This window comes from Mesorhizobium sp. RCC_202, assembly GCF_041355295.1.
In the GTDB taxonomy this organism is placed as follows: Bacteria; Pseudomonadota; Alphaproteobacteria; order Rhizobiales; family Rhizobiaceae; genus Mesorhizobium.
This window is the reverse complement of sequence record NZ_JBFUPO010000003.1, coordinates 125,066-146,825: the sequence shown is the minus strand read 5'-3', so window position 1 is coordinate 146,825 and position 21,760 is coordinate 125,066. Positions and strand designations below refer to the sequence as shown.

General features: G+C 63.6%; 21 protein-coding genes and 2 riboswitches. Of the genes, 6 read left to right on the top strand and 15 right to left on the bottom strand.

All coding sequences use genetic code 11. The features are described 5' to 3' along the window. Positions 1 to 5: 5 nt before the first annotated feature. From AB6802_RS07970 to AB6802_RS07955, 4 genes are read right to left on the bottom strand one after another with little or no spacing between them, the layout of a single operon-like run. The gene (locus AB6802_RS07970) at positions 6 to 1,193 is read right to left on the bottom strand and encodes an MFS transporter (RefSeq protein ID WP_371009504.1); all 1,188 of its coding nucleotides are present in this window, start codon (positions 1,191 to 1,193) and stop codon (positions 6 to 8) included. Beyond that, the gene (gene arsC, locus AB6802_RS07965; protein ID WP_371009503.1) at positions 1,194 to 1,607 is read right to left on the bottom strand and encodes an arsenate reductase (glutaredoxin); all 414 of its coding nucleotides are present in this window, start codon (positions 1,605 to 1,607) and stop codon (positions 1,194 to 1,196) included. Next, the gene (locus tag AB6802_RS07960; RefSeq protein ID WP_371009501.1) at positions 1,604 to 2,302 is read right to left on the bottom strand and encodes an aquaporin; all 699 of its coding nucleotides are present in this window, start codon (positions 2,300 to 2,302) and stop codon (positions 1,604 to 1,606) included. The genes arsC and AB6802_RS07960 overlap by 4 nt, the downstream gene beginning before the upstream one ends. Next, on the bottom strand, positions 2,299 to 2,649 hold the full coding sequence (locus AB6802_RS07955; protein ID WP_371009500.1) for an ArsR/SmtB family transcription factor: 351 nt from the start codon (positions 2,647 to 2,649) through the stop codon (positions 2,299 to 2,301). The genes AB6802_RS07960 and AB6802_RS07955 overlap by 4 nt, the downstream gene beginning before the upstream one ends. Positions 2,650 to 2,691: 42 nt before the next feature. Between AB6802_RS07955 and AB6802_RS07950 the strand changes: the two genes are divergently transcribed. Further along, on the top strand, positions 2,692 to 3,219 hold the full coding sequence (locus tag AB6802_RS07950; protein WP_371009499.1) for a DUF6428 family protein: 528 nt from the start codon (positions 2,692 to 2,694) through the stop codon (positions 3,217 to 3,219). A gap of 284 nt (positions 3,220 to 3,503) precedes the next feature. Here the strand turns inward: AB6802_RS07950 and AB6802_RS07945 are convergent, their stop codons facing one another. From AB6802_RS07945 to AB6802_RS07935, 3 genes are all read right to left on the bottom strand, one after another. Next, entirely contained in the window at positions 3,504 to 5,579 is a 2,076-nt protein-coding gene (locus AB6802_RS07945; protein ID WP_371009498.1) for a DUF2272 domain-containing protein, read from the bottom strand. A gap of 62 nt (positions 5,580 to 5,641) precedes the next feature. Next, positions 5,642 to 6,634, bottom strand: coding sequence for a hypothetical protein (locus AB6802_RS07940; protein ID WP_371009497.1), 993 nt, complete (start codon positions 6,632 to 6,634; stop codon positions 5,642 to 5,644). A gap of 193 nt (positions 6,635 to 6,827) precedes the next feature. Next, positions 6,828 to 7,397, bottom strand: coding sequence for a histidine phosphatase family protein (locus AB6802_RS07935; protein WP_371009496.1), 570 nt, complete (start codon positions 7,395 to 7,397; stop codon positions 6,828 to 6,830). A 96-nt stretch (positions 7,398 to 7,493) separates the two neighbouring features. Continuing rightward, positions 7,494 to 7,638, top strand: a riboswitch (adenosylcobalamin (AdoCbl) riboswitch). Here AB6802_RS07935 and AB6802_RS07930 point away from each other — a divergent pair. From AB6802_RS07930 to AB6802_RS07920, 3 genes are read left to right on the top strand one after another with little or no spacing between them, the layout of a single operon-like run. Next, positions 7,639 to 7,848 (top strand): CbtB domain-containing protein, encoded by a 210-nt coding sequence (locus AB6802_RS07930; RefSeq protein ID WP_371009495.1) that lies wholly within the window; start codon positions 7,639 to 7,641, stop codon positions 7,846 to 7,848. It abuts the riboswitch before it with no gap. 31 nt (positions 7,849 to 7,879) lie between these two features. After that, positions 7,880 to 8,620, top strand: a complete 741-nt coding sequence (locus AB6802_RS07925; RefSeq protein WP_371009494.1) for a CbtA family protein — start codon at positions 7,880 to 7,882, stop codon at positions 8,618 to 8,620. 7 nt (positions 8,621 to 8,627) lie between these two features. Continuing rightward, entirely contained in the window at positions 8,628 to 9,260 is a 633-nt protein-coding gene (locus AB6802_RS07920; protein ID WP_371009493.1) for a hypothetical protein, read from the top strand. Between the two features lie 52 nt (positions 9,261 to 9,312). On the opposite strand, the gene AB6802_RS07915 is transcribed toward AB6802_RS07920, so the two are convergent. Further along, positions 9,313 to 9,612, bottom strand: coding sequence for a hypothetical protein (locus AB6802_RS07915; protein ID WP_371009492.1), 300 nt, complete (start codon positions 9,610 to 9,612; stop codon positions 9,313 to 9,315). Positions 9,613 to 9,719: 107 nt separating this feature from the next. After that, a riboswitch (cobalamin riboswitch) is annotated at positions 9,720 to 9,930 on the bottom strand. 259 nt (positions 9,931 to 10,189) lie between these two features. On the opposite strand from AB6802_RS07915, the gene AB6802_RS07910 reads away from it, so the two are divergent. After that, entirely contained in the window at positions 10,190 to 11,137 is a 948-nt protein-coding gene (locus AB6802_RS07910) for a DMT family transporter (protein ID WP_371009491.1), read from the top strand. Between the two features lie 181 nt (positions 11,138 to 11,318). On the opposite strand, the gene AB6802_RS07905 is transcribed toward AB6802_RS07910, so the two are convergent. The 5 genes from AB6802_RS07905 to AB6802_RS07885 all read right to left on the bottom strand — a co-directional run bounded on the left by AB6802_RS07905 (position 11,319) and on the right by AB6802_RS07885 (position 16,660). Next, the gene (locus tag AB6802_RS07905) at positions 11,319 to 13,016 is read right to left on the bottom strand and encodes a phospholipase D-like domain-containing protein (RefSeq protein ID WP_371009490.1); all 1,698 of its coding nucleotides are present in this window, start codon (positions 13,014 to 13,016) and stop codon (positions 11,319 to 11,321) included. A 230-nt stretch (positions 13,017 to 13,246) separates the two neighbouring features. After that, entirely contained in the window at positions 13,247 to 13,435 is a 189-nt protein-coding gene (locus AB6802_RS07900; protein ID WP_371009489.1) for a hypothetical protein, read from the bottom strand. A 153-nt stretch (positions 13,436 to 13,588) separates the two neighbouring features. Then, the gene (gene chrA / locus AB6802_RS07895; RefSeq protein ID WP_371009488.1) at positions 13,589 to 14,986 is read right to left on the bottom strand and encodes a chromate efflux transporter; all 1,398 of its coding nucleotides are present in this window, start codon (positions 14,984 to 14,986) and stop codon (positions 13,589 to 13,591) included. After that, a complete protein-coding gene (locus AB6802_RS07890) occupies positions 14,983 to 15,795 on the bottom strand; it encodes a chromate resistance protein ChrB domain-containing protein (RefSeq protein ID WP_371009959.1) in 813 nt (270 codons plus the stop codon). Before AB6802_RS07890 ends, chrA begins: the two co-directional genes overlap by 4 nt. 232 nt (positions 15,796 to 16,027) lie before the next feature. Continuing rightward, a complete protein-coding gene (locus AB6802_RS07885) occupies positions 16,028 to 16,660 on the bottom strand; it encodes a TetR/AcrR family transcriptional regulator (protein WP_371009487.1) in 633 nt (210 codons plus the stop codon). Between the two features lie 102 nt (positions 16,661 to 16,762). On the opposite strand from AB6802_RS07885, the gene AB6802_RS07880 reads away from it, so the two are divergent. Further along, complete coding sequence (locus AB6802_RS07880; protein ID WP_371009486.1) at positions 16,763 to 17,167, top strand: VOC family protein; 405 nt, start codon at positions 16,763 to 16,765, stop codon at positions 17,165 to 17,167. Positions 17,168 to 17,232: 65 nt separating this feature from the next. On the opposite strand, the gene AB6802_RS07875 is transcribed toward AB6802_RS07880, so the two are convergent. Beyond that, the gene (locus AB6802_RS07875; RefSeq protein ID WP_371009485.1) at positions 17,233 to 17,631 is read right to left on the bottom strand and encodes a type II toxin-antitoxin system HigA family antitoxin; all 399 of its coding nucleotides are present in this window, start codon (positions 17,629 to 17,631) and stop codon (positions 17,233 to 17,235) included. An 81-nt stretch (positions 17,632 to 17,712) separates the two neighbouring features. After that, positions 17,713 to 21,522: a methionine synthase gene (gene metH, locus AB6802_RS07870; RefSeq protein WP_371009484.1), complete on the bottom strand. Its 3,810-nt coding sequence runs from the start codon at positions 21,520 to 21,522 to the stop codon at positions 17,713 to 17,715. Between the last annotated feature and the right edge of the window lie 238 nt (positions 21,523 to 21,760).

Sequence of the window (21,760 nt, the reverse complement as noted above, 5' to 3'; positions counted from 1 at the left end):
CAAAGTCAGCGGCGCAGAATCGACACCAGGCCAGCGCAGAGCGCCACGTTACCTATCGCCGCTATGGCCAGGACTTGCAGGAGAAGATTGCCGCCGCCGGCGTGCAAAAGCAGGGCTCCAATCGATGGCGCCGCCGCCTGGACGATCAGGCTTGGCATGGCAAGCCTGCCCATCAGCGCCGCGTATTGTTGCGGGTCGAACAGCACCAGCGGCAGCGCGCCGCGCGCGATCGTATAAATGCCGTTGCCCGCACCGTAGAGGATCAGTCCTACGGCGATGAAAGTCTGGCTCACGAAGAGCAGGCCGACGCCGGCCGTGAGCAGCGAAACGGAGGTCATCATCGTCCAGATCGGATGATGCCGGTTGCGCCCGATCAGCATCTCGGCGACCCGGGCGCCCACCTGCGACGGGCCGATCAAAGCTCCAAACCCCACGGCAACCGTCAAGCCCACTCCGCGTAATTGCAGCAAGGTGAGCAGATGCACCGACAGCATCGACGAGATCAGCGCGGCCACCGTCTGGATGGATGCAAGGAGGATGAAGCGCGTCCGCATTTGGCCTGAGGCGGATTCCCGTTTCTGTTCGCCTGTCGCCGGTCGCGGCGCTGCAGCCGGCGGCGGCGGGAGGACCCAAAGGTGGATCGGCAGACAGACCAGCAGATGGATCGCCGCATAGGCCAAACAAGCAAAGCGCCATCCTTCGTGCTCGACGAGAAAGGCGCTGAGCGGCCAGCAGACCGTGCTGGCAAAACCGCCGAACAATGTCAGGCTGGTGATAGCGCCACGCGCGTCGCGCCCATAGAGCCGGCCAAGCGTGGCGAAGCCGGCATCGTAGAGGCCGCTCGACATTCCAAGCCCCATCAACAGCCAGGCCAGCAGATAGATCGGGTACGCCGTGGCAGTTGCCATCAGGCCATGCGCGGACGCCAGGAGGAGCGAACTTGCCGCAAGAATGGGCCGGCCACCGTGGCGCTGGATCAGCCGTCCGGTGATCGGCGACACCAGCCCGGCCAACAGAAGCCCGCAGGACAGCCCGGCCACGACCGACGCCAGCGACCATCCCGTCTGCGCCGCGATCGGCGCGGCGAGCACGGCGGGCAGATAGAAGGACGATCCCCAGGCAATAATTTGGGTGATGCCGAGGGCAGAGACGAGGACATGGCGACTTCGAGCGACCGGCGCGGGCGCTTCCACTCAGGCCTGCCCGGGTCCGTAAGCCACCCGCTCACCGTCCTCCTTGATGAATTCACGCACAGGATTGTCGAGCAAAGGCAACACCGCTTCCGAGGGACGACAAAGCTGCGTCCCTTTGGGTGTCTCGACAATCGGCCGGTTGATCAGGATCGGATGGGCCAGCATGAAATCGACGAGTTCCTCATCCGACCATTTGGCATTGCCTAGATCGAGCTCGGCGTAGGGTGTTCCCTTCTCGCGCAGCAGATCGCGAACCGGGATTGCCATCGCGGCGATCAGCTGCTCCAGGCGATCGCGGCTTGGTGGCGTCTTCAGATATTCGATCACGACAGGCTCCTCGCCGCTGGCGCGGATCATTGCCAGCGTGTTGCGGGACGTGCCGCAGGCCGGGTTGTGATAGATGGTGATGGTCATGACTGCGCCTTCGCTGACTGAGACTGGTGAGCAGGTTGCGGCCGCAGCAGCCAACCGATGAGCATCATGGCGATCAGTGCGCCCGCCAATTCCGCGCCGATGAAGCCAGGAACATCGACCGGCCGTATGCCGGAGAAGCTGTTGGTGAATGCGCGGGCGACTGCAACGGCCGGATTGGCGAACGACGTGGAGGCCGTGAACCAATAGGCGGCTGTTATGTAGAGGCCGACCAGCCACGGCACGGCCTTTTGCTCGAACCGGACGCCGGCAAGAATGACGGCGACAAGGCCGAACGTCGCGACCGCTTCGGAGAACCACTGCGCGGGCCCGGCGCGGACTTTCATGGCCATGTCGAGAACCGGCAGGGAAAACATCAGATGCGCGGCCATCGTGCCGGCAATGCCGCCGACAAATTGCGCGGCGAGATACGGCGCAAGATCGGCGGCCGCGAGCGTCCTGCCGAGACACGAGGCCAGCGACACGGCCGGATTGAAATGCGCGCCGGAGATCGGCCCCAGGATGGTGATCAGAACCACCAGCATGGCGCCGGTCGCCAGGCTGTTGGCGAGCAGCGCCAGCGCGATGTCATGCGTCAGCGTCTCAGCCATAATGCCCGAGCCGACCACCGTTGCGACCAGCAGGCCGGTGCCCAGGGCTTCGGCAACGAGGCGCCGCGAAAGCGTGTAGGCGGTCACTGGCGGCCGCCAATGGCAGGCTGGCAGCAAGGCGCCGCAAGCGCCGGCGCGCAAATCTCCGGCAGACCGGAACAGCAATCTTCCATCAGGAAGCGGATAAGGCCGGACAGCGCATCGTATTCGGCGCTGTAGACGATCGAGCGCGCATCGCGCCTGGTCGTCACCAGGCCGGCGCGCTCCAGCTCCTTGAGATGGAAGCTGACATTGGACGGCGAGACATCGACTTTCTCGGCCAGAATTCCGGCGGCGATGCCGTCCGGTCCGGCAATGACCAACAATCTCAGCAAGCGCAGCCGGGTTTCCTGCGACAGCGCGCCAAAGGCGATGAGGGCTTGACGTTCATCCATATTTCAACAATCCTTGAAATGTTGAAATGAGGAATAACCGACATGCTCTCCAGTGACAACCAGAAAATCTCGCCTGTCCTGCCGTTGGATTCCTCCGACCTGACCATCGGCGAGTTGCTCGAGGCTTTAGCCGACCACAAGGAGAAGCCGCTCGTGTTCCGTTACGACGGCCGTCCGGTGAAGCCGGGCTATCACGTCACCGAGGTCAAGGCCGGCCATTTCTCGGCGCTGGATTGCGGCGCCAATCCCGAATCGTGGACGGAGATCTTCATCCAGCTGTGGGACGTCACCGACGGTGGACCCGTCCATATGCCAGCCGGCAAATTCGCGGCAATCGTCCGCAAGGTCGCCGACCATCTGGCGCTCGACCGGTCGGCCAAACTGACCTTCGAAGTCAGCGACGGTGTACGGCCGATGGAACTGCACCGCGCGGCTCAGCCGACCCTTGCCGGCGATGCCATCGAGGTCGAGCTTTCGCCACGGCCGGCAAGCTGCAAGCCGCGCGACCGCTGGCTGGAAGACCAGAAAGCGGCGGGTGCGGCCTGTTGCGGCGGCAACCGCCCGTGCTGAGGCAGCGCCCCCTCACCCGCGCCAATGCGACGGGCGCATGATGTCGGGCTTGTCGCGGCGTGATCAGAGTAAGCTGCTGAGACAGGCACTCTAGAAGCGAATGATGCCCTGCGCCTGCAACAGGTAAAGAGCCACGAGAACGATGGCGACGATCGCCACCCATACGGCAGTCCTGCTCATGCGCGAAACCCGGTGTCTTGTTAATCGGCACAATGTAACGCGCACGCCGCGGTTGCGTTCCACGTGTATTGGATTGCAAGCAAATGGCGCGTCTTTTCGAAGCGTCAACCCAGGCAGCGCAGCACCGCGATCCAGGGCAGGACGCCGACGCTGTCGCTTCGCGTCTTCAGCGTGCCGTCGCCATTGAGCTTCAGCCGCTTCTGCGACACCGATTGGCTGACATTGCCGCCAAGGGTTATCGCCACGCCCTTGGCGAGGTCCACCTGCACAACCAGGTCGGAATGCGAAGCGTAGCGCTTGTCGGCCTTGAAGGCCGCCCGAGCGGCGTCGAAATCGTAGCGCTTGGCGCCTTCGCGTCCGGCATGAACGAGATCGCCAGGCTGAGGCGCGTAGTGCTCGGGACGCATCGCCTCATAGAGCCCGCCTGGATGTCCGGCGACGAAATCCTGGACGTAGATCGAATGCGCCTGGGCATAGAGGAAGCGGTCGCCGCCGCCCGATATTTTGACGATGTAGGAGATGAAGGCCGCCGACCAGGCGGGGTTGATCAATTCGCCCGGCTTGCTGCCGGGGATCAGCGACCTGCCGTCAAAATTCTCCCCGACAGCCTGCCAATAGGTACCGATGCGGCGGAACTGCGGATCGTCGGTCTCCACGCGCTTGCCTTGCTCGAAGAAATTCCATTCCGCGATGGCGTTCTCGATCATGCGCGCCTGGATGGTCGCCGCCTGCGAGGCGCCGGTGGCGGTAAACGCGCCAACGGCGGCAAAGGCAGTCGATGACGCCGCGGCGGCGGCCGGCGTGACCCGCCGTCCGTCGGGTGCGAACTGGGACGATTGTGCCCCCCGCTTCAGCACATATTCCCGCGGCTGGCCGTAGCCAGGCGCCGTGCCGTGAAAATGGACGTCGTGCTTTGCCGCGTTGCCGAATTCGGCGACGGCGTGATCGACAACGAACTGTCCCCATTCCTTCATCGATTTGGCGCTGGAAAAGAACGGATTGAGGAAATTGACGGCGCCCTTGATGATGCTGACCTGGCCGCCGGCGCGCGCCTCCACATGCTGGCGCACGATATCGGAGTTTGCCGGCGCCGCCATCGGCAGCTTCATCCATGTGCCGAGCTTGTTGATCGCCGAAAACTGGTTCTTCTGATCGATCACCTGCTGGATGCTGCCCGGAAACGAGGCATGGGCGACGCGGTTGAAAATGGTGTCGACAACCGCCGCGAGCCCGCCCTGCAACTGGTCCTGGCCATATTTGCCGAAATGGCCGACCTCGCTCTGGGCGACGCGCGCCAGCGCATCGAGGTCGGCGTCGGAGATGTCGATCAGCTTGCCCGTGCCGGTAGCCGTGCCGGCGTTCGCCGGGTCGCCGCTGTCGTTCACCGTCGAAGATCCGGACCCATTGTCGGGCACCAGCGCCTGGATCAGGGCGCGCGTCGCATCGGCCGAGGCCTGCAGTTTGACGGCGATCTTCTCGGTCGCGCTTGCGGCGGTCTGGCCATCGACGAATTCGGAAAACCGCGCCGCGATATTGGCGACGTCGACGCCGGCGGCATCAGCGGCAACGGCACCGGTGACCTTGCTTGCCGGCGCCTTGATGGCGGCGGCGACGGCGTCCGGTCCGCACATCAAAGCCAGCGCGACCTCGGCCCAGCTCGGCGCACGGCCGGCGGCGTCGGTCAACTGGTTCTGCACCAGCATCAGGCGCGCCGCGGACACCAGGCTCTGCGAGCGCCATTCGGTCAGCGCTTCGGCGGGAAGCTCAATGCCGAGATCGTCGCGGGCGCCATAATAGGCCCACTCCACGGCGCTGAGGCCGAAAGGCCCCTGCTCGCCGCCGGGAAAACTGCTTGGCTCGAAGCCGCTGCGCATATGCGCATAGGCGACAAGGAAGTGGGCGTTGACGCCAAAGGCGTCGGCATGGGTGATGACGACGCTTGCCAGTGTGGCGCCATCGACCGGCGGCAATTCGCCGGCATTCTTGTCGACGGCACTGTCAGTGACCCAGCCGGTCGGCTGGCCCGCCATGTCCAGCACCTTGATTTCAAGGAAGCGCGGCGGAAGTTCGCTCAGGACCTGCACCTTGGCGCCCGTTTTCACGAATATGCCCAGTGACGGGCCGGCCAAATTACCCACCGGCTTGCCGCCCAGCGTGCGCGAGTCGATCATGACAGCCATGCGTGTTCCCCCCGTGGGATGCGTGTCGTGTCTCAAATTTCAGGCGATCGGCACGAAGCCGGTCACATAAACTGTCTGCCGATTTCAAAGGCGCTGGTGTCACGTGACGGAACACAGGTTCCCACTGTCTTTTCCGCTTTCAGCAGCATCGCATCGTGCACACTGCGGATGCCATTCTGGCGTGCGCTGGGATAGGTAACGCCACTGGCGCCCTGCTGAACGCCGCGGAAGAATTCGTCGACCGCCGCCCGCGTGGCGTCATTGAGGATACCGTCGGCCGGCGAGACGCAGAGCGCGCGCTGGATGCTTGCCACGCGAACATGGCTTAGCTTCGGCTCAAAGGACCCGATCGTATTGGTCTGCTCCACTACACGCTTGATTACGGGCTTGGCGGGCTGGCGCACTTCCTGGATGATTTCCGGCTTGCGCGGCAACGGGGAGTTGGTCCTCACGTCGATCTCGATGTTCGAGATCGAGCCGCCCTTGACCGGGGTCGCCGCCGCGTCCGCCACATGCTCGACGAGCTTCGCCTCGATCACCGGCGGCAGGCACAAAGAGAGATAGTCCTGGATCAGATGGTACGAGGCGGTCGGTGTGTCGATCTGGCTGGCCTTGGCGGCAACCGCGTCGCGATAGGCGCCCTGCAGCTTGCGCACGAAGGTCAGCGTCGTGGCGGGCGGCAGCTGGTAGAGATAGGTGCCGGCGGCGATGTCGGTGAGGTTGGAAGCGAGCCCGAAGGCCTGCGTCACGGCGACCATCGAAAGGCTCGAGGCGCCTGTCGCCGCGAGAATGGCGTTGGTGGTCTGGCTGAAAGCGCCGAGGCCGGCCTTCGTCGCTTCGCGGCGGCGATCCAGGTAGTAGAGCTCGCTGAAATACTCCATGCAGCGATCGTCGACATAGTTGAACCCAGCTTCGGTCAGGTCATAATAGGTGCCGCCGCCAGTATCGCGCGCCAGGGCATTCATGATCCGGCTGATGCGATTGCTCGACTGCTCGACGCTTGCCGCATCGATGACCGGCGGAACGCCGACATAGTGCTTTGTCGGATCGGCCATGCAGCCTTGAAGCGCGGCCATGAAAACAATGAAAAGCGAACGAATCCAAAGGAATCGCTTCACAGGCCAGCCCCCCGGCAATTATTGTATTTTTACCCTCTCAATAAGGATAACCTAACCTTAGAGGAAAACCTATAGGCATCATTGAATTGTCAACTGAGAAGTATTTCACACTTCGCGGCAATTGTTTCGTTCAGCCGGCGACGATCCCGCTCGCGCGCAAGACCCAGCGGCGGCCGTCGCTGCGTAAATCGGTGAGCGACAGCGGCTCGATGTCGATCTTCCACACCGACGACGACGGCGCGCCCAGGACATGGACGATGGCCGCGCGGATCACCACCGCATGGGTCACCGCGATGGTGTGACCGCCCTCGCCGGCCAGACGCTCGACCAGCGCGGCGCCACGTTGCGCCACGGCACTGAGCGTTTCGCCGCCATGCGGTGCCGCGTCCGGGTCGGCAAACCACGCCGCCATGCCATCGGGGTTCTCGGCCTGGACTTCCTCGAAGCTCCGGCCTGCCCAGCGGGCAAAATCCTGTTCGGCAAGCAGGGGCTCGACGCCCGCCTGGAGGCCAAGCGCTTGCGCCGTCTGCCGGGCGGCAAGCGCGGGGCTCGTCCAGACGCGGTCGGCGCGGCGAAGCGAAGCGGCCATCGTCCGGGCGCGCTCCACGGCTTGTGGCTCCAGCGCCTCGTCGTTCGGGAAACGGCCCTTGCGCATGCCGGGCGTAGCGCCGCTTGCGATCATCGTCAGGCGTGCGACCATGCGAAAAAGCCTCTGTGGATAGGCGTGGACCAGTGAAATTCGGGCTCACGAAGCCGTGCCGACAGCACATGTCGTTGACAGGCGAACGAAGTGCTGACAAGTGTTTTAGTGTGATACGAGATTGGAAGCCGGTGCGAATCCGGCACGGTCGCGCCACTGTGATCGGCGAAAGCCGAAAGTCAGGCCTTGTCTCGTAGCCATTTGTCGATCAACGGGACGCAGGATCCCAGGGGAGGTCAATATGTCCAACACCACTTTCGCACCCGGTTACGGCGCAACGCCAATTCCGGTCCGCGAACTTCTGCCCTGGGCCATCTTCGGCGGGCTGCTCTTGATGCTGGCGATCTACTTCGTCGGCGCGGAAGAAGGCGCGACATCGCTGATCCGCGGCATGTATGTGCACGAATTCGTGCATGACGGCCGCCACCTGCTCGGCTTCCCCTGCCACTAAAGCGGTTCAGCATCGCTGAAGGGGATTTGACATGGTTGGAAAACTTTTGCTGCGCGGCATGCTCGTCGGGCTTGTCGCGGGGCTGATCGCGTTTGCCTTCGCGCGCGTCTATGGCGAGCCGCAAGTCGACAAAGCCATCGCCTTCGAAGAATCGCAGGCCAAGGCCGCCAACGAGGCGCCCGAAGAAGAACTGGTCAGCCGGCCGACGCAGGCGGGCATCGGCCTTGCCACCGGCGTGCTGATCTATGGCGCGGCGCTTGGCGGGTTGTTCTCGCTGGTCTTCGCCTACGCCAACGGACGGCTGGGCTCGCTCGGCCCGCGCGGCACCTCGGCATTGCTGGCCGTGCTCGGCTTCCTCGCCGTGATCGTGGTGCCTCAGCTCAAATACCCGGCCAACCCGCCGGCGGTCGGCAACCCCGAAACGATTGCCTACCGGACGGAATTGTTCTTCATCATGATCGCGATCTCGATCGCGGCCATGGTGGCCGCGGTCGGCCTGGCGCAGCGGCTGTGGAGCCGGCTCGGCGGTTGGAACGCTTCGATCGTCGCGGCGCTCGCCTTCCTCGTCGTCTTCATGCTGGTCAAGGCGGCCCTTCCCGACATCAACGAGGTGCCGGAGAACTTCTCGGCGATCGTGCTGTGGCAGTTCCGCATCGCGTCGCTCGGCATCCAGCTCATCCTGTGGGCCGTGGTCGGACTTGTCTTCGGGGCCGTCGCCGAGCGTCAGCTTTCGGCCGGCAAGCAAGGCGGCGCCGCGCGCCGCTACGCCTGATATCCCGATGTATCGGCCGCCATGGTTTCGCGCCCTGGCGGCCGTTTTGTTTTTAACGGTCTGGCCCTCGCTTGCGGCTGTTTCGCCGGCGCAAGCCCATAGCGGTTCCTCGGCGCCGCCTCCTCCCGGCATCCAGATCCCCAGCCTGACGCATGGCCAGATGGCGGTGATCGCGCGTTATCGCAGCGACATCCTCGCGCTGGCGCGAGCGCAGACCGTGACCGACCCGACCTTCCGGCGGCTCTACAATCACGGCAATCTGCAATTCACCTATTGCCTGTGGGGCCTGATGCCGGGCAGCCTCGGCGACGAGCAGAGCCCGTTCAACGAGTGCAGCCACGCTTATCTCGCCACCGCCAAGGCGCTGCTCGCCTATATGGCGACGATGCCCGCCGCCGAGCGCGACGCCAAGGCGCTGATCTCCGACATCGACGCCGACATGGTGCGCAGCGGCGCCTCCTGGATCCTGTGCCAGTTCAGCGGCGAGAGCTTCAGCACCGGCGGGATCATCGAGCCACGCTGGAGCGACATGGTCTTCCACCTGCCGAGCCTTGCCGTGCTGATCGCCATGGGCGCAGCGCTCATCGCCACCGGGTGGTCGATTTTCGGTTCGCCCTTATCGCGCACGCGCGCGGTCTGAGCGACGGCCGGCCAGCCCAGGGCCTACCAGCGGCGCCACCGCGTCGGGAATTTCAGAGATTGCGGACGCGCGTCGGCCCGGCGCTGGTGCCGGCGACGACGGCCAGTAAGGTGCGCAGCCGCTGCACGTCGGGATGCAGCGAGCCGCAGCGGTCGATCAGCGCGACCTTGCTCAGCGCCGCCGCTTCCAGATCGGCCTCATGCGGCACCGACAGCAGCCAGTCGGCGAACACTTCTTCCGGCGGCGGCAATGGCGAAACGGCGCGCATCGTCGCCGCGTTGGCCCGGCGCATCCTGCGCGGGCGTTCCGGCCTGCCGGGCGCGAGCCCGGGTATTTCATTGTGCGAATCCATGTTCGTCCTTCTTTCGCAAGGACTGAACCTGGTGGTGATGGAGGAAAGTCACGGGCGGCACTGAGGCCGATCCGTATCCGCCTCTTGACCGCCCACCGCGATCAGTCGAGTTCAACTCTGCTCGAGGCTGGTTTCCGGGCTCCGAAGCTGTCCGTTGCGGGACCTGTCCCGACACCTTCCCAGGCTTGTCACCCAGTGGCTTGTTGTCGGAACGCAAGCTTCGCTACCGTTGCGGGGGCAGCGCCGGAATCGCACCGGCTTCCCAATTATCCCCCAGGCCGACTCAGGCCAAAGGGCACCTTGAACGTGATGATCTAACCATCCGCCGATGACAGGCGTCCACATGAAAGCGACGCGAGCAAAGCGCAAAGGCGACAACTGGCCCAGAGCGCTTCACCGTTTCGCGGAAACGGCGAACCGCTCCGGCTTTTTGTCTACGCAATTCCGGACGGAAAACCGCTGCCACTTTTCCTGGAATTGCTCTAGCGGCGATCGTGCCAGCGCCGCCTATCGGAGCGCGGCAGGCTGGCGTAAGGATCGGGAAATCGCCCGGCCTCCGGATTCGCAACGGCCAACCATGCTCCTCCCCGAAGCCCTCGCCGTCACCGCCGCCTGCTGCAGCGCGCTGAGCTCGATGTTCCTCAGCGAGCTCAAGGGCCGCGTTCCCCTCCTCCAGCTTGCCCGCTGGCAGATGCTCGCGACCTTCGTGATGACCGGCTCGGTGTCGCTGGTGATCGGCGGCTGGCATACGATCGGGCCGAGGGAGTTCTGGCTGCTTGCCGGATCGAGCTTCGCCGGCATCAGCATCGCCAGCACGGCCTATTTCGCCACCATCTATTCGGTCGGCCCGCGCATCACGGCACTGCTGTTCTCGCTTACCTCGCCTTTCGCCCTGGCGCTCGGCTATCTCGTGCTCGGCGAAACGATCAACCACTGGCAGGCGCTGGGCGTTCTCCTGGTGCTTTGCGGCATCGTGCTGGCCATCGGCATGCCAAGACGCTTCCTGAAAGGCGGCGACAAGGCGCCGCCGATGCCGGCGGTGACACCAGGCACGGTGCCGATCAGCACGGCGCCTGCCCCGCCGCTTACCGGACGATTGTGGCCCGGCATCCTGCTTGGCGTGATCACGGCGATCGGCCAGGCGATCGGCACCCTTTTGGCGCGGCCGGCGATGGCTGCCGGCGTCGAGCCGTTCACGGCCATGGCGCTGCGCTCCGGCCTCGCCGTGATCCTGTTCATGGCGCTTGCGACGACGCCGTTCGGCAGGGGCAAGCGCGAGGCCGTCCAGTTCGGCACGGTCGGGCTTGCCGTCCTTTCCGCCTTCGTCGGCACCTCGCTTGGCATGTCATGCCTGATGGCGGCGCTACGCACCGGCAATGTCGGCATCATCTCGACGCTGTCCTCGGTGACGCCGATCATCATCCTGCCGTTGGTGTGGCTGCGCAGCGGGCAAAGGCCGACCACCGCCGCCTGGGCCGGCGCGCTGCTGGCGATCGTCGGCACGGCGCTGATCAGCGTGAGGTGAGGCAGGCCTGGTTCTTCGCTGGCGACCAGGGCAGATCATTGCCCCAGCAGCAGACTTAGGCTCGGCGGGTAGCTGCGCCTACAACAACCGGAACAAGCTTAGCCCATGCCCCGATCCAATAGCTGACCAGTTGCCGTGAGGGCTGACATTCCTTCGGCGGCAGCTTCGTGTCAGGCAAAGGTCAGGCAAACAGCTCGCGATCGCGGATCTTGACCGGATCGGTGTAGTCTTCCAGCCACCAAGGCTGCTCGCCGGCATTGGCCGGCGGCCGGGCGAGCGACAAGGTTTTCTTCGCCTTCGCGGCGTCCTGCTGCAGGACACGGAAATGATAGGTGTCGAAGATCCGCAGGCCTTCGACCATATAGGCTGTGGCGACCGCACGGTCGCGGATGAGCAGCAGGTTCTCGCCGTTCTTGGTGTCGGCGGTAGGGCTGAAATTGTAGGATCCCGTCCAGACCCGCGCGTCGTCGGTGTTGAAATCGAGCACAATGAACTTGTGATGCAGGTTCGTGCCGCTGCCCGAATAGGGCTCGGGCTTGAAAGGCGCCGGCAGGTTCTTGGAGAGGCGCGAGAAATAGACGGGCGCAAGATTGCCGTCGGGCTTCTGGACGATGATGCCGGTCTTCTTGTCGGAGATGCCATAGGTGAAGATATCGCTGTTGGTAGCCTCGATGACGGCATCGGTGACCGGGCCCGTAACCTGGTACAGGAAAGCCAGCGAATAGAGCACGCTCGACTGCGCCTTGCCTATGTCCTGGCCGATCTCGGCAAGCCGCGCGCGGGCGCCGTCATGGGGCGAGAAGCTGACCTTGGCGTCGATGCCCTGCAGGCCGAGATCGTGCCAGTCCGGTGATTCACCGGCGCTGAACCCGTTCTTCGTCCAATAGGCCTGGAAAGCCGACTTGAGCGGGGCGACGGCGTTCTGTCCGGTCAGCACGACCGCGTTGTTGGACTGGACATAAAGCCCGCGCCAGCTGAAATTCGTCGATCCGCAAATGCCGCGCGTCTCGGCCCCCTCGACGATGATCATCTTGTTGTGCTGAAGCTGGCCCATATGCTCGCGCTTCACATTGCCTGCCCCGGCCGAGGCCGCGAGCAATTCAGCGGCCTTGTTCTCGGCGCTCTCCGCTTTGCCGTGGTCGGCGCTGTCGTCGATGATGATTTTGAGGCGCGGACCGAGCGCCACCAGCCGGTCGACGACCTCCTTGGCGTTCAGGTCGTAGGCGACGACGCTGACGGCGGCGCCGGGATCGGCGAGCGCTGCATCCAGCATGCCGAGCACTTCCTTGCGTGCCTCGAAACCCATCCACTCATAGGCTTCCGTCGCCTTGGGATGAGTGGCCACGAAACTCAGCCCGCTATCGGCGTCGGCCGGCAGCAGGGTGCTGATGGGCCCTGCGCTCTGATAGCTGTCGACGAATGCCTGCGAGGAGATGTAGCCGCGGGTGAAGGCGATGTTGAGCTGGCCGGGATAGGTTTCGGCACCGAGATCAACCGTGGCGGTCTGCGCCTCCTCCCCGAGCGACAAGGCGCCGGCGGCGTCCATGAACACGGCGCTGACCTTGACGTCAAATGGACCGGCGGCCGGCGCGTCATGCGGGAACACCACCCAGCGAAATTTCTGGATCGGCGCGGTTGTGGTTGGGAAGGTCGGGTAGGCCTTGGGGTTGGGCACGCCGACGAAGTTGAGCCGATTGTAGACGGTCGAGAAATGTGTCGCGCCGGGCGCTTGATATTGGATGGCGAAGCCCACGAAATTGTCCGGCGGCCGCCCGTCGCGCCAGTTCATGGCGGCCAGCGCCATGCGTTCGCCTCGATGCACCTTGAGCGTAAACGGCGCGTTGGCGTTGGTGCCGACTGCCTGATAAACAATTGCCATTGGCTGCCTCCCCCGAGACGCAATAGTCTTACGCTCTATCTAGCCCACAGCATCTCCAGCTTTGTCAATGGTGAACGACAAATATATATTCGGAATCGCTGAAATCACTATTTCGTTACATATGACAATATGATGACGATGTTTTGCCGCGAAATAACTCCGGCTCGGACCGAGTGTATCGCCGGTCGAATGCTCCGGCGTGGGTGTATCCGGTGGAACACATCGCTGTCTCAGTTCGGCCGGTGCACGGTCTTCGAATAAGCCCGGCGGCTGGCCGACATGGCCCTGCGGCCTATGCCGATTTCGCCAAGGCGATCTTCGGCGACCTCGACAAGCCGGCCATGACCGTGCCGCTGACCACGAAAGAAATCGACGTCGCCCGAAGGCGTGTGGCGCGCCGTCAACGACACCACCGGCACGATGCGCTTTCCCGCCGGCGCGGATGCGGTGGCGCTGGCGGCTGCGGCTTAGGATTTATCGTCGCCTTGGACCATACGCGAGCCACCAGCGCCAATGCCGATATTGGTAAATCGCGTCTTGGTGACGCGACGGAGGTCGGGGCGTTTCCCGACCTATGTGTGGATAGCCATGAGAACCAATCCGGCCAGCGCGGTCCCGGCCAAGGTCGGCAACATGCCGATTTTCAATCTGAAAATGGCAATCATGGCGGCTACCGACAGCAGTGCGGCCCGCCAGTCGAGCGAGGACAATACCGGTACGTTCATTCCCCAACCGACGTTGCGCACCTGATGGAACACAACGTGGAGCGCAAACCAGAGCGCCAGATTCAGCACAACGCCGACGACCGCCGCCGTGATGGCCGTGAGGGCGGCCGACAGAGCCTTGTTCCCGCGCAGGGCTTCGATGTAGGGCGCGCCGAGGAATATCCAGAAGAAGCACGGCGTGAACGTCACCCATAGTGTCAGCAGGGCGCCGAGAGCGCCTGCCAGCAGCGGATCAAGCACGCCAGGTGCGCGGAAGGCGGCGATGAAGCCGACGAATTGCAGCACCAGGATCAATGGTCCCGGCGTGGTCTCGGCGAGGCCGAGCCCGTCGACCATCTCGCCGGGAGCCAGCCAGGCGAAAGATTGCACGGCCGCTTGCGCGACATAGGCGAGAACGGCATAGGCGCCGCCAAAGGTGACGACCGCCATCAGGCTGAAAAAGCCGCCGATATGCGTCCAGACACTCGTCAAGCCTGTAGCCAGCCCTATCAGCAGCACCGGGCCGAGCCAGATCGGCAGCCACAGAGCGATCGTGCGCGGCGCGTGCCATTTTGTCGGTCTTGTATGGGCGAGTTCACCACGCTCGTACATCAGGTCGACCGTGCCCTTGAAATCTGCAGCGCTGCCCTTGCCATGACCGGCGCCGGAAAACAGCGCCGGCGCCATACGGTTGCCCACCCAGCCTGCAATGCCGGCGATGAGCACGATCAGGGGAAACGGCAAGTTGGCAACGTAGATGGCCAGGAAAGCGATGGCGGCGATCGCCACCATCGCCTGATTCTTGAGAGCCCGCCGGCCAATGCGGATCACCGCCTCGACCACGATCGCAAGCACCGCGGCCTTGATGCCGAAGAACAGCGCCTCCACCGCCGGAACACCGCCGTAAAGCGCATAGAAGGTGCTGAGTATCAGCATGACGATCGCACCAGGCACGACGAACAGAACGCCGGCGACGAGGCCGCCGGCGGTCTTGTGCAGCAGCCAGCCGATGTAGATGGCGAGTTGCTGGGCTTCGGGACCGGGCAGCAGCATGCAGTAGTTGAGGGCATGCAAGAATCGCTGCTCACCGATCCAGCGCCGCTCCTCGACCAACTCCTTGTGCATGAGCGCAATTTGCCCGGCCGGTCCGCCAAAACTCAGCAGACCGATTTTGGCCCAGAGCCGCGCCGCCTCCTTGAACGTCGGCGGTGGCGGGGGAGCGGTCGCCGTGTCGGCCGCGATGGTCGATGCGGGGATGGCGCTCATGACGGCTTGCCGCCGGCCGGCCAGTTGTGCGTTTCTTCGACCGCGTCACGGCACCAGCGGAAAAACGCATCGTAGAGCAGCATCCCTGCGTCGAGCTGTTCGAGGTCGTTGCGGTACATGCGCGAGAGGCCCAGTGACGCCGCCAGGAATCCGGCCGCCTGCGGCACCAGGTCGAGGCTTGCCGTGTCGGCCGCCCGCACGATCAACGCAAGGCGGTCGAGCGGTTCGGAGGCAAGCCCGAACTCCTCGATCATCGTATCGAAGGTGCAGCGCCCTCCCCGGTGGCTCCAGAACACGCCGTCGATGTCGAACGGTGTCGCCTTGAAGCGATCAGCGACGGCCGGTACCTCGGCCGCCTCGACAAACAGGAACACGGCATGCGGGTCGACGAAGCGCCGGATGAGCCACGGGCAAGCGATCCGGTCGACCTTCGGCCGGGCCCGCGTGACCCATATGGTGCGGCCTTTGTCGTCTGCGATCGGCATGCTTTCGGTTTTGACCAGCAGCGCGCTGGCATCGCGCCAGGCTTCAAAACCGCCTTCCAGGGATTCGGCGGCGATTCCCGCGTATCGCAACCAAGCGGCGACGCCCTGGGAAAGTTTTTGACCCTTCTGGCAGATGACGACGACCTGCTGGCCGGCGAACTCCCCGGCCCAGTCGGAGACTGTCTTGAAATCGCGCCGGCACGAGGCCGGCACCAACCGGGCGTCTTGCTGGTAGTCGTCCGGGATCCGGACATCTATTAGCGTCGGCGCGCTGGGCAGGCCGACGAGACGAGAAAGCTGGGCAACTGTGATTGTTGACGGCATGGCGTCCACCTCATGAAACAGTGAGTTTGGACGCGACCATTGGGCTGACGCCTCACGGGGTCGTCGCGAATGAACCCCTGCCGGAATGCTTGTCTTCAACAGGGGTCTTTGTCAATCCGAAACCGGCAAGGCTTCGTCGACCGCGATGGCGATGCCTGCGTGAAGTTTGTGGCCAATCCAACGAGCCTCGGGCGAGACCCAAATCTTTCACCGCTGGGCACAGGGAGCGGAACTATTTCGGCCGCACGCCATAGGCGGCAAGGAACGCTTCGACCGAGGCATCGGCGTGGCGCTCGAGGTCGGCCTTCGAGCGCGGGTTGCGCCCGGTGAACATGGCTTCGTTCATGGGGATCCAGAGCACCATTCCGAAGAGATGGCTGGCGGCCATGCGGGGATCGCTGGTCTGCAGCAGGCCTCGATCGGTGAGCTTTTGAAAACATGACGCCACCGAGGCAAGCATGCGCTCAAAGCCTTTCTCGTACCAGCTGCGGCCAAGTTGCGGCATTCGGTCCGCATTAGCGATGATCAGGCGGCGCAGCCTCAGAAGCTCATCGTCCATCAGCGCCGCTATCATGCGCCGGGCGAGCTGCTGCAGGCCGCCCTCCATGAACTTCGCCTCGGAAAGCAGCATTGTCACGGCTTCGACAATGTCGTTGGTCTGGCTCGCGGTCGCTTCGACGACTTCGGTAAAAAGCGTCTCCTTGTCCTTGAAATGCTTGTAGACGGTCTGCTTGGAAGCCCCCGCCTTGGTGGCGATCTCCTCCATGCTGGTGCCGTCATAGCCTTTGGCGATGAAAGCAGCCGTGGCCGCTTCGATGATCTCGCGATCCTTACGGGCCGACCTGGTCTCGACATTATTTTCCATAGCGCTTCTCGATCAGTACTAGACGGTACCGTTCCCGTATGATAGCCATCGCCACAGTACTAGACTGACTAGTACCCGTCAACGAAACAAGGCTCCAACCCAATGCTCAAGATGGTCTTTCTCAATCTGCCGGTACGCGATCTGCAGGCGGCGACCAAGTTCTATCTCGCGATCGGCGGCACGCTGAACCCGCAATTCTCCAACGACCAGGCCAGCTCGATCATGTTCTCCGACGCGATCGGGGTCATGCTGCTGACCCACCAGCATTACAGCCAGTTCACGGGCCGCCCGATCGGCGACGCCAGGCGCGACAGCCAGATGTTGATCGCACTCACCGTCGACAGCAAGGACGAGGTCAATGCCGTCATCGACAAGGGTGTGGCAGCAGGCGGCCGCGCCGATCCCAACCCGGCGCAGGACCTCGGCTTCATGTTCAACCGCCACATCGAGGATCCGGACGGCAATGTGTGGGAGTTTCTGTGGATGAACCCCGCCGCGATGCAGTAACGCATCGAAGCACCCGATGCAGCGGTCACCAGAGAGAAGCGATCGGCGCATGCCTGTCGCTTTCATCAGGCGCGCTTGCGTTCCTTGTCTTTCGCAAGGTGGTAAGGTCGCACAAGAACCTCCGCCGGGATATGCCATTCCTTGTTGAGCTTGAAGACCATGTCCATGGTGAGGGCGCGCTTCCGGCTCAACACCTCGGTCGCGCGAGGCGAGGACCCGATTACATCGGCCAGGGCTTTGCGCGGAAGGTTGAACAGGTCCATGTGAGAACGAATGGCTTCGACAGGATCCGGCGCCTCGATCGGATAGTGCTTGTCCTCATAAGCCTCGATCAGGGTTGCAAGGACGTCGAACCGATCGCCGTCGGCGGAGCCCACCTCGGGTTCATTCTCAAAGTATTTGGTGATCTCGGCAATCGCCCAATCGTAGTCGGCTTCGGTCTTAATGGGTCGAATGTTTTCCATCACACCTTCTCCGGATCGTTCCGGTCATCATCCTTGTGCGTCGCGGCCTTTGGCTTCGTCAAGCCACCAGAGCATCAAGTCCTACTCCGCCGCCTCCGCATAGTGCGCCGGCACATAGTTGAGGATAGGCCCGAGCCAGCGCTCGACCTCGGACAAGGGCATGCCCTTGCGGCGCGCATAGTCCTCGACCTGGTCGCGCTCGACCTTGGCGACGCCGAAATAATAGCTTTCGGGATGCGCGAGATAGATGCCGGAGACCGACGATCCAGGCCACATCGCGTAGCTTTCGGTCAGGCTCACACCTGCACTGCGCTCGCCGTCGAGCAGCCTGAACAGCGTCGCCTTTTCGGTGTGGTCGGGTTGCGCTGGATAGCCGGGGGCCGGGCGGATGCCGCGATAGGGTTCGCCGATCAGCTCGTCAGGCGCCAGGTTTTCGTCAGCCGCGTAACCCCAGAATTCCTTGCGCACCTTCTCGTGCATGCGCTCGGCGAAGGCTTCGGCGAAACGGTCGGCCAGCGCCTTGACCATGATCGAGGAATAGTCGTCATTGGCGCGCTCGAAACGCTCCGATATCGCCACTTCCTCGATGCCTGATGTGACGATGAAGCCGCCGATATAATCGGGCTTGCCGCTGTCGACAGGCGCGACGAAATCCGCCAGCGCGACATTGGCCTTGCCGTCGCGCTTGGTCAGTTGCTGGCGCAGCGTGAAGAAGATCGCGAGTTCCCGCGAGCGCGCCTCGTCGGTGAACAGCCTGATGTCGTCGCCGACGGCGTTGGCCGGCCAGAAGCCGATGACACCGCGCGGCGCGAACCATTTCTCCGCGATGATTTTTTTCAGCATCGCCTGCGCATCCTCGAACAGCTGGCGCGCTGCCGGTCCCTGCGCCTCGTCCTCGAGGATTTTCGGATAACGACCCTTCAGTTCCCAGGTCTGGAAGAACGGCGTCCAGTCGATGTAGCGCGAGAGATCGGCCAGGTCCCAGTCCTGGAAAACCTTGACGCCGGTGAAGGACGGCTGCGGCGGCTGGTATACCGACCAGTCTACCTTATGCGCATTGGCCCTCGCCTTGGCCAGCGGCAGGCGCTGCTTGTCGGCCTCGGAGCGGGTATGCGCGTCGGCGACCTTCTTGTACTCGGCGCGCACGGAGTCGACATAATCGCCCTTGGCCTCGTTGGACAGCAAAGCCGAGACCACGCCAACCGCCCGGCTGGCGTCGTTGACATAGACCGTCTGCCCCTTGGAATAACGCGGGTGGATTTTTACCGCGGTGTGGACGCGGCTGGTCGTCGCGCCACCGATCAAGAGCGGAATATCAAAACCTTCTCGCTCCATCTCGGCGGCCATGTGCACCATCTCGTCGAGCGATGGCGTGATCAGGCCGGACAGGCCGATGATGTCGACTTGTTTGTCGCGCGCCGTCTGCAGGATTTTTGCCGCCGGCACCATGACGCCGAGATCGATGATCTCGTAATTGTTGCAGGCCAGAACCACGCCGACGATGTTCTTGCCAATGTCGTGGACGTCGCCCTTGACCGTCGCCATCAGGATTTTGCCCGCCGTCTGGCGCTCGCCATTGTCGACGCCGTTGGCGGCGTTGGCCAGCTTCTCGGCCTCCATATGCGGCAACAGCCCGGCCACCGCCTGCTTCATCACCCGCGCCGACTTCACCACTTGCGGCAGGAACATCTTGCCCGCGCCGAACAGGTCGCCGACGACATTCATGCCGGCCATCAGCGGGCCTTCGATGACATGCAGCGGGCGCTCGGCGGCGAGCCGCGCTTCCTCGGTATCGGCGTCGATGAATTCGGTGATGCCGTTGACCAGCGCATGCGAAATCCGCTGCTCGACCGTCCATTCGCGCCAGGCAAGGTCGCGCTCCTTGCCTTCCTTGCCGGCCGCGCCCTTGAAGCGCTCGGCGATCTCCAGCAAGCGTTCAGTGGCGGTACCGCCGGCCCTGGGCGCGCGGTTGAGCACGACATCCTCGCAGGCCTCGCGCAGCTCCGGCTCGATCGTGTCGTAGACGGCAAGCTGGCCGGCATTGACGATGCCCATATCCATGCCGCGCTGGATGGCGTGGTAGAGGAACACGGCGTGCATGGCCTCGCGCACCGGCTCGTTGCCGCGAAACGAGAAGGACAGGTTGGAGACGCCGCCGGAAATATGGACATGCGGCAACGTCGAGGTGATCTCGCCGGTCGCCTCGATGAAGTCGACGCCGTAATTGTCATGCTCCTCGATGCCGGTGGCGACCGCGAAGACATTGGGGTCGAAGACGATGTCTTCGGGCGGGAAGCCGGCCTGTTCGGTGAGCAGCTTGTAGGCGCGGGTGCAGATCTCGACCTTGCGTGCCTTGGTGTCGGCCTGGCCCGCCTCATCGAAGGCCATGACGACCACGGCGGCGCCATAGGCGCGCACCAGCCTGGCGTGATGCAGGAACGCTTCCTCGCCTTCCTTCATCGAGATGGAATTGACCAGCGGCTTGCCCTGCACGCATTTGAGGCCGGCCTCGATGATCTCCCATTTCGAGCTATCGACCATGACCGGCACCCGGGCGATATCAGGCTCAGCGGCGATCAGGTTGAGATAACAGACCATCGCCTTCTTCGAATCAATCAGGCCTTCATCCATGTTGATGTCGATGATCTGCGCACCATTTGCCACCTGGTCGCGCGCCACGTCGAGCGCGGGTACATAATCGCCCGCCGTGATCAGTTTTCGGAACTTGGCCGAGCCGGTGACATTGGTGCGCTCGCCGACATTGACGAAGGGAATCTCGTCGGTGAGCGTGAACGGCTCCAGCCCGGACAGGCGCATCTTGCGCTCGATCTCGGGAATGGCGCGCGGCGGATATTTTTTCACGGCCTCGGCAATCGCCCGGATGTGCTCCGGCGTCGAGCCGCAACAGCCGCCGACGACATTGACCAGCCCTTCCCTGGCAAAATCCTCGATCTGCGCGGCCATGAATTCGGGGCTCTCGTCATAGCGGCCGAATTCATTGGGCAGACCGGCGTTCGGATAGGCGCAGACGAAGGTGTCGGCGGCGCCCGATATCTCGGCCAGGTGCGCGCGCATGGCGTTGGCGCCGAGCGCGCAGTTGAGACCGATGGTGAAGGGGCTGGCGTGGCGCACCGAGTGCCAGAAGGCCGTCGGCGTCTGGCCAGACAGCGTGCGGCCGGAGAGATCGGTGATGGTGCCGGAAATCATCACCGGCAAATGCACGCCCTTCTCAAGAAAAATCTCGTTGCAAGCGAAGATCGCCGCCTTGGCGTTCAGCGTATCGAAGATGGTCTCGATCAGGATGATGTCGGCGCCGCCATCGATCAGGCCGCGCAGCTGCTCGCCATAGGCAAGGCGCAATTCGTCGAAGGTCACGGCGCGATAGCCGGGATTGTTGACGTCGGGCGACATCGAGGCGGTGCGGTTGGTCGGCCCCAGCCCGCCGGCGACGAAGCGGCGCTTGCCGTCCTCCTGCGCGGCACGAATGGCGGCGCGCCTGACCAGCCGCGCACCGTCGCGGTTCAGCGCGTAGACGGCATCCTCCATGCCGTAATCGGCTTGCGCGATCGAGGTCGAGGAAAAGGTGTTGGTCTCGAGAATATCCGCACCGGCAATGGCATATTGATAGTGGATTTCCTCGATCGCCGCAGGCTGGGTCAGGATCAGCAGGTCGTTGTTTCCCTGCTGATGGCAGGCGCAGCCGGCGAAGACCTCACCGCGGAAATGGTCCTCGTCGAAGCCAAGCCCCTGGATCTGCGTGCCCATGGCGCCGTCAAGGATCAGGATGCGCTCGCGCGCTGCGGCGGTGAGCGCGGCAAGCACTTCCGAACCATCGGGCTTTGCCGTGACAGGGCCGAACAAGGCGTCCAGCGATGCGGAATCCTGCGACATTTTTTATCCTCGGAGCGACAACCTTCTCCAGGTCACATAAAGACATCTTTATGTCAACATACGCCTTGATGGCGTTCTTGTCACGCCCCATGCAAGCGGGCGACGGCTTCGCCCGCTTGATGCAGTTTCCGGTCGGTTGGATGCCTCGGCGCGATCATGTCAACGGTCGTATGTCGCTTCAGCAGCCTGAGAACATTCCCCGGGCGCGCAGCGGGATTTCCAGCAGCCGGTTGATCGC

What these genes read in the sequence shown, in the direction of transcription:
- arsC (WP_371009503.1), bottom strand. Translation starts at nt 1,607, where the DNA reads ATGACCATCACCATCTATCACAACCCGGCCTGCGGCACGTCCCGCAAC.
- AB6802_RS07955 (WP_371009500.1), bottom strand. Translation starts at nt 2,649, where the DNA reads ATGGATGAACGTCAAGCCCTCATCGCCTTTGGCGCGCTGTCGCAGGAA.
- AB6802_RS07950 (WP_371009499.1), top strand. Translation starts at nt 2,692, where the DNA reads ATGCTCTCCAGTGACAACCAGAAAATCTCGCCTGTCCTGCCGTTGGAT.
- AB6802_RS07945 (WP_371009498.1), bottom strand. Translation starts at nt 5,579, where the DNA reads ATGGCTGTCATGATCGACTCGCGCACGCTGGGCGGCAAGCCGGTGGGT.
- AB6802_RS07940 (WP_371009497.1), bottom strand. Translation starts at nt 6,634, where the DNA reads ATGGCCGATCCGACAAAGCACTATGTCGGCGTTCCGCCGGTCATCGAT.
- AB6802_RS07935 (WP_371009496.1), bottom strand. Translation starts at nt 7,397, where the DNA reads ATGGTCGCACGCCTGACGATGATCGCAAGCGGCGCTACGCCCGGCATG.
- AB6802_RS07930 (WP_371009495.1), top strand. Translation starts at nt 7,639, where the DNA reads ATGTCCAACACCACTTTCGCACCCGGTTACGGCGCAACGCCAATTCCG.
- AB6802_RS07925 (WP_371009494.1), top strand. Translation starts at nt 7,880, where the DNA reads ATGGTTGGAAAACTTTTGCTGCGCGGCATGCTCGTCGGGCTTGTCGCG.
- AB6802_RS07920 (WP_371009493.1), top strand. Translation starts at nt 8,628, where the DNA reads ATGTATCGGCCGCCATGGTTTCGCGCCCTGGCGGCCGTTTTGTTTTTA.
- AB6802_RS07915 (WP_371009492.1), bottom strand. Translation starts at nt 9,612, where the DNA reads ATGGATTCGCACAATGAAATACCCGGGCTCGCGCCCGGCAGGCCGGAA.
- AB6802_RS07910 (WP_371009491.1), top strand. Translation starts at nt 10,190, where the DNA reads ATGCTCCTCCCCGAAGCCCTCGCCGTCACCGCCGCCTGCTGCAGCGCG.
- AB6802_RS07905 (WP_371009490.1), bottom strand. Translation starts at nt 13,016, where the DNA reads ATGGCAATTGTTTATCAGGCAGTCGGCACCAACGCCAACGCGCCGTTT.
- chrA (WP_371009488.1), bottom strand. Translation starts at nt 14,986, where the DNA reads ATGAGCGCCATCCCCGCATCGACCATCGCGGCCGACACGGCGACCGCT.
- AB6802_RS07890 (WP_371009959.1), bottom strand. Translation starts at nt 15,795, where the DNA reads ATGCCGTCAACAATCACAGTTGCCCAGCTTTCTCGTCTCGTCGGCCTG.
- AB6802_RS07885 (WP_371009487.1), bottom strand. Translation starts at nt 16,660, where the DNA reads ATGGAAAATAATGTCGAGACCAGGTCGGCCCGTAAGGATCGCGAGATC.
- AB6802_RS07880 (WP_371009486.1), top strand. Translation starts at nt 16,763, where the DNA reads ATGCTCAAGATGGTCTTTCTCAATCTGCCGGTACGCGATCTGCAGGCG.
- AB6802_RS07875 (WP_371009485.1), bottom strand. Translation starts at nt 17,631, where the DNA reads ATGGAAAACATTCGACCCATTAAGACCGAAGCCGACTACGATTGGGCG.
- metH (WP_371009484.1), bottom strand. Translation starts at nt 21,522, where the DNA reads ATGTCGCAGGATTCCGCATCGCTGGACGCCTTGTTCGGCCCTGTCACG.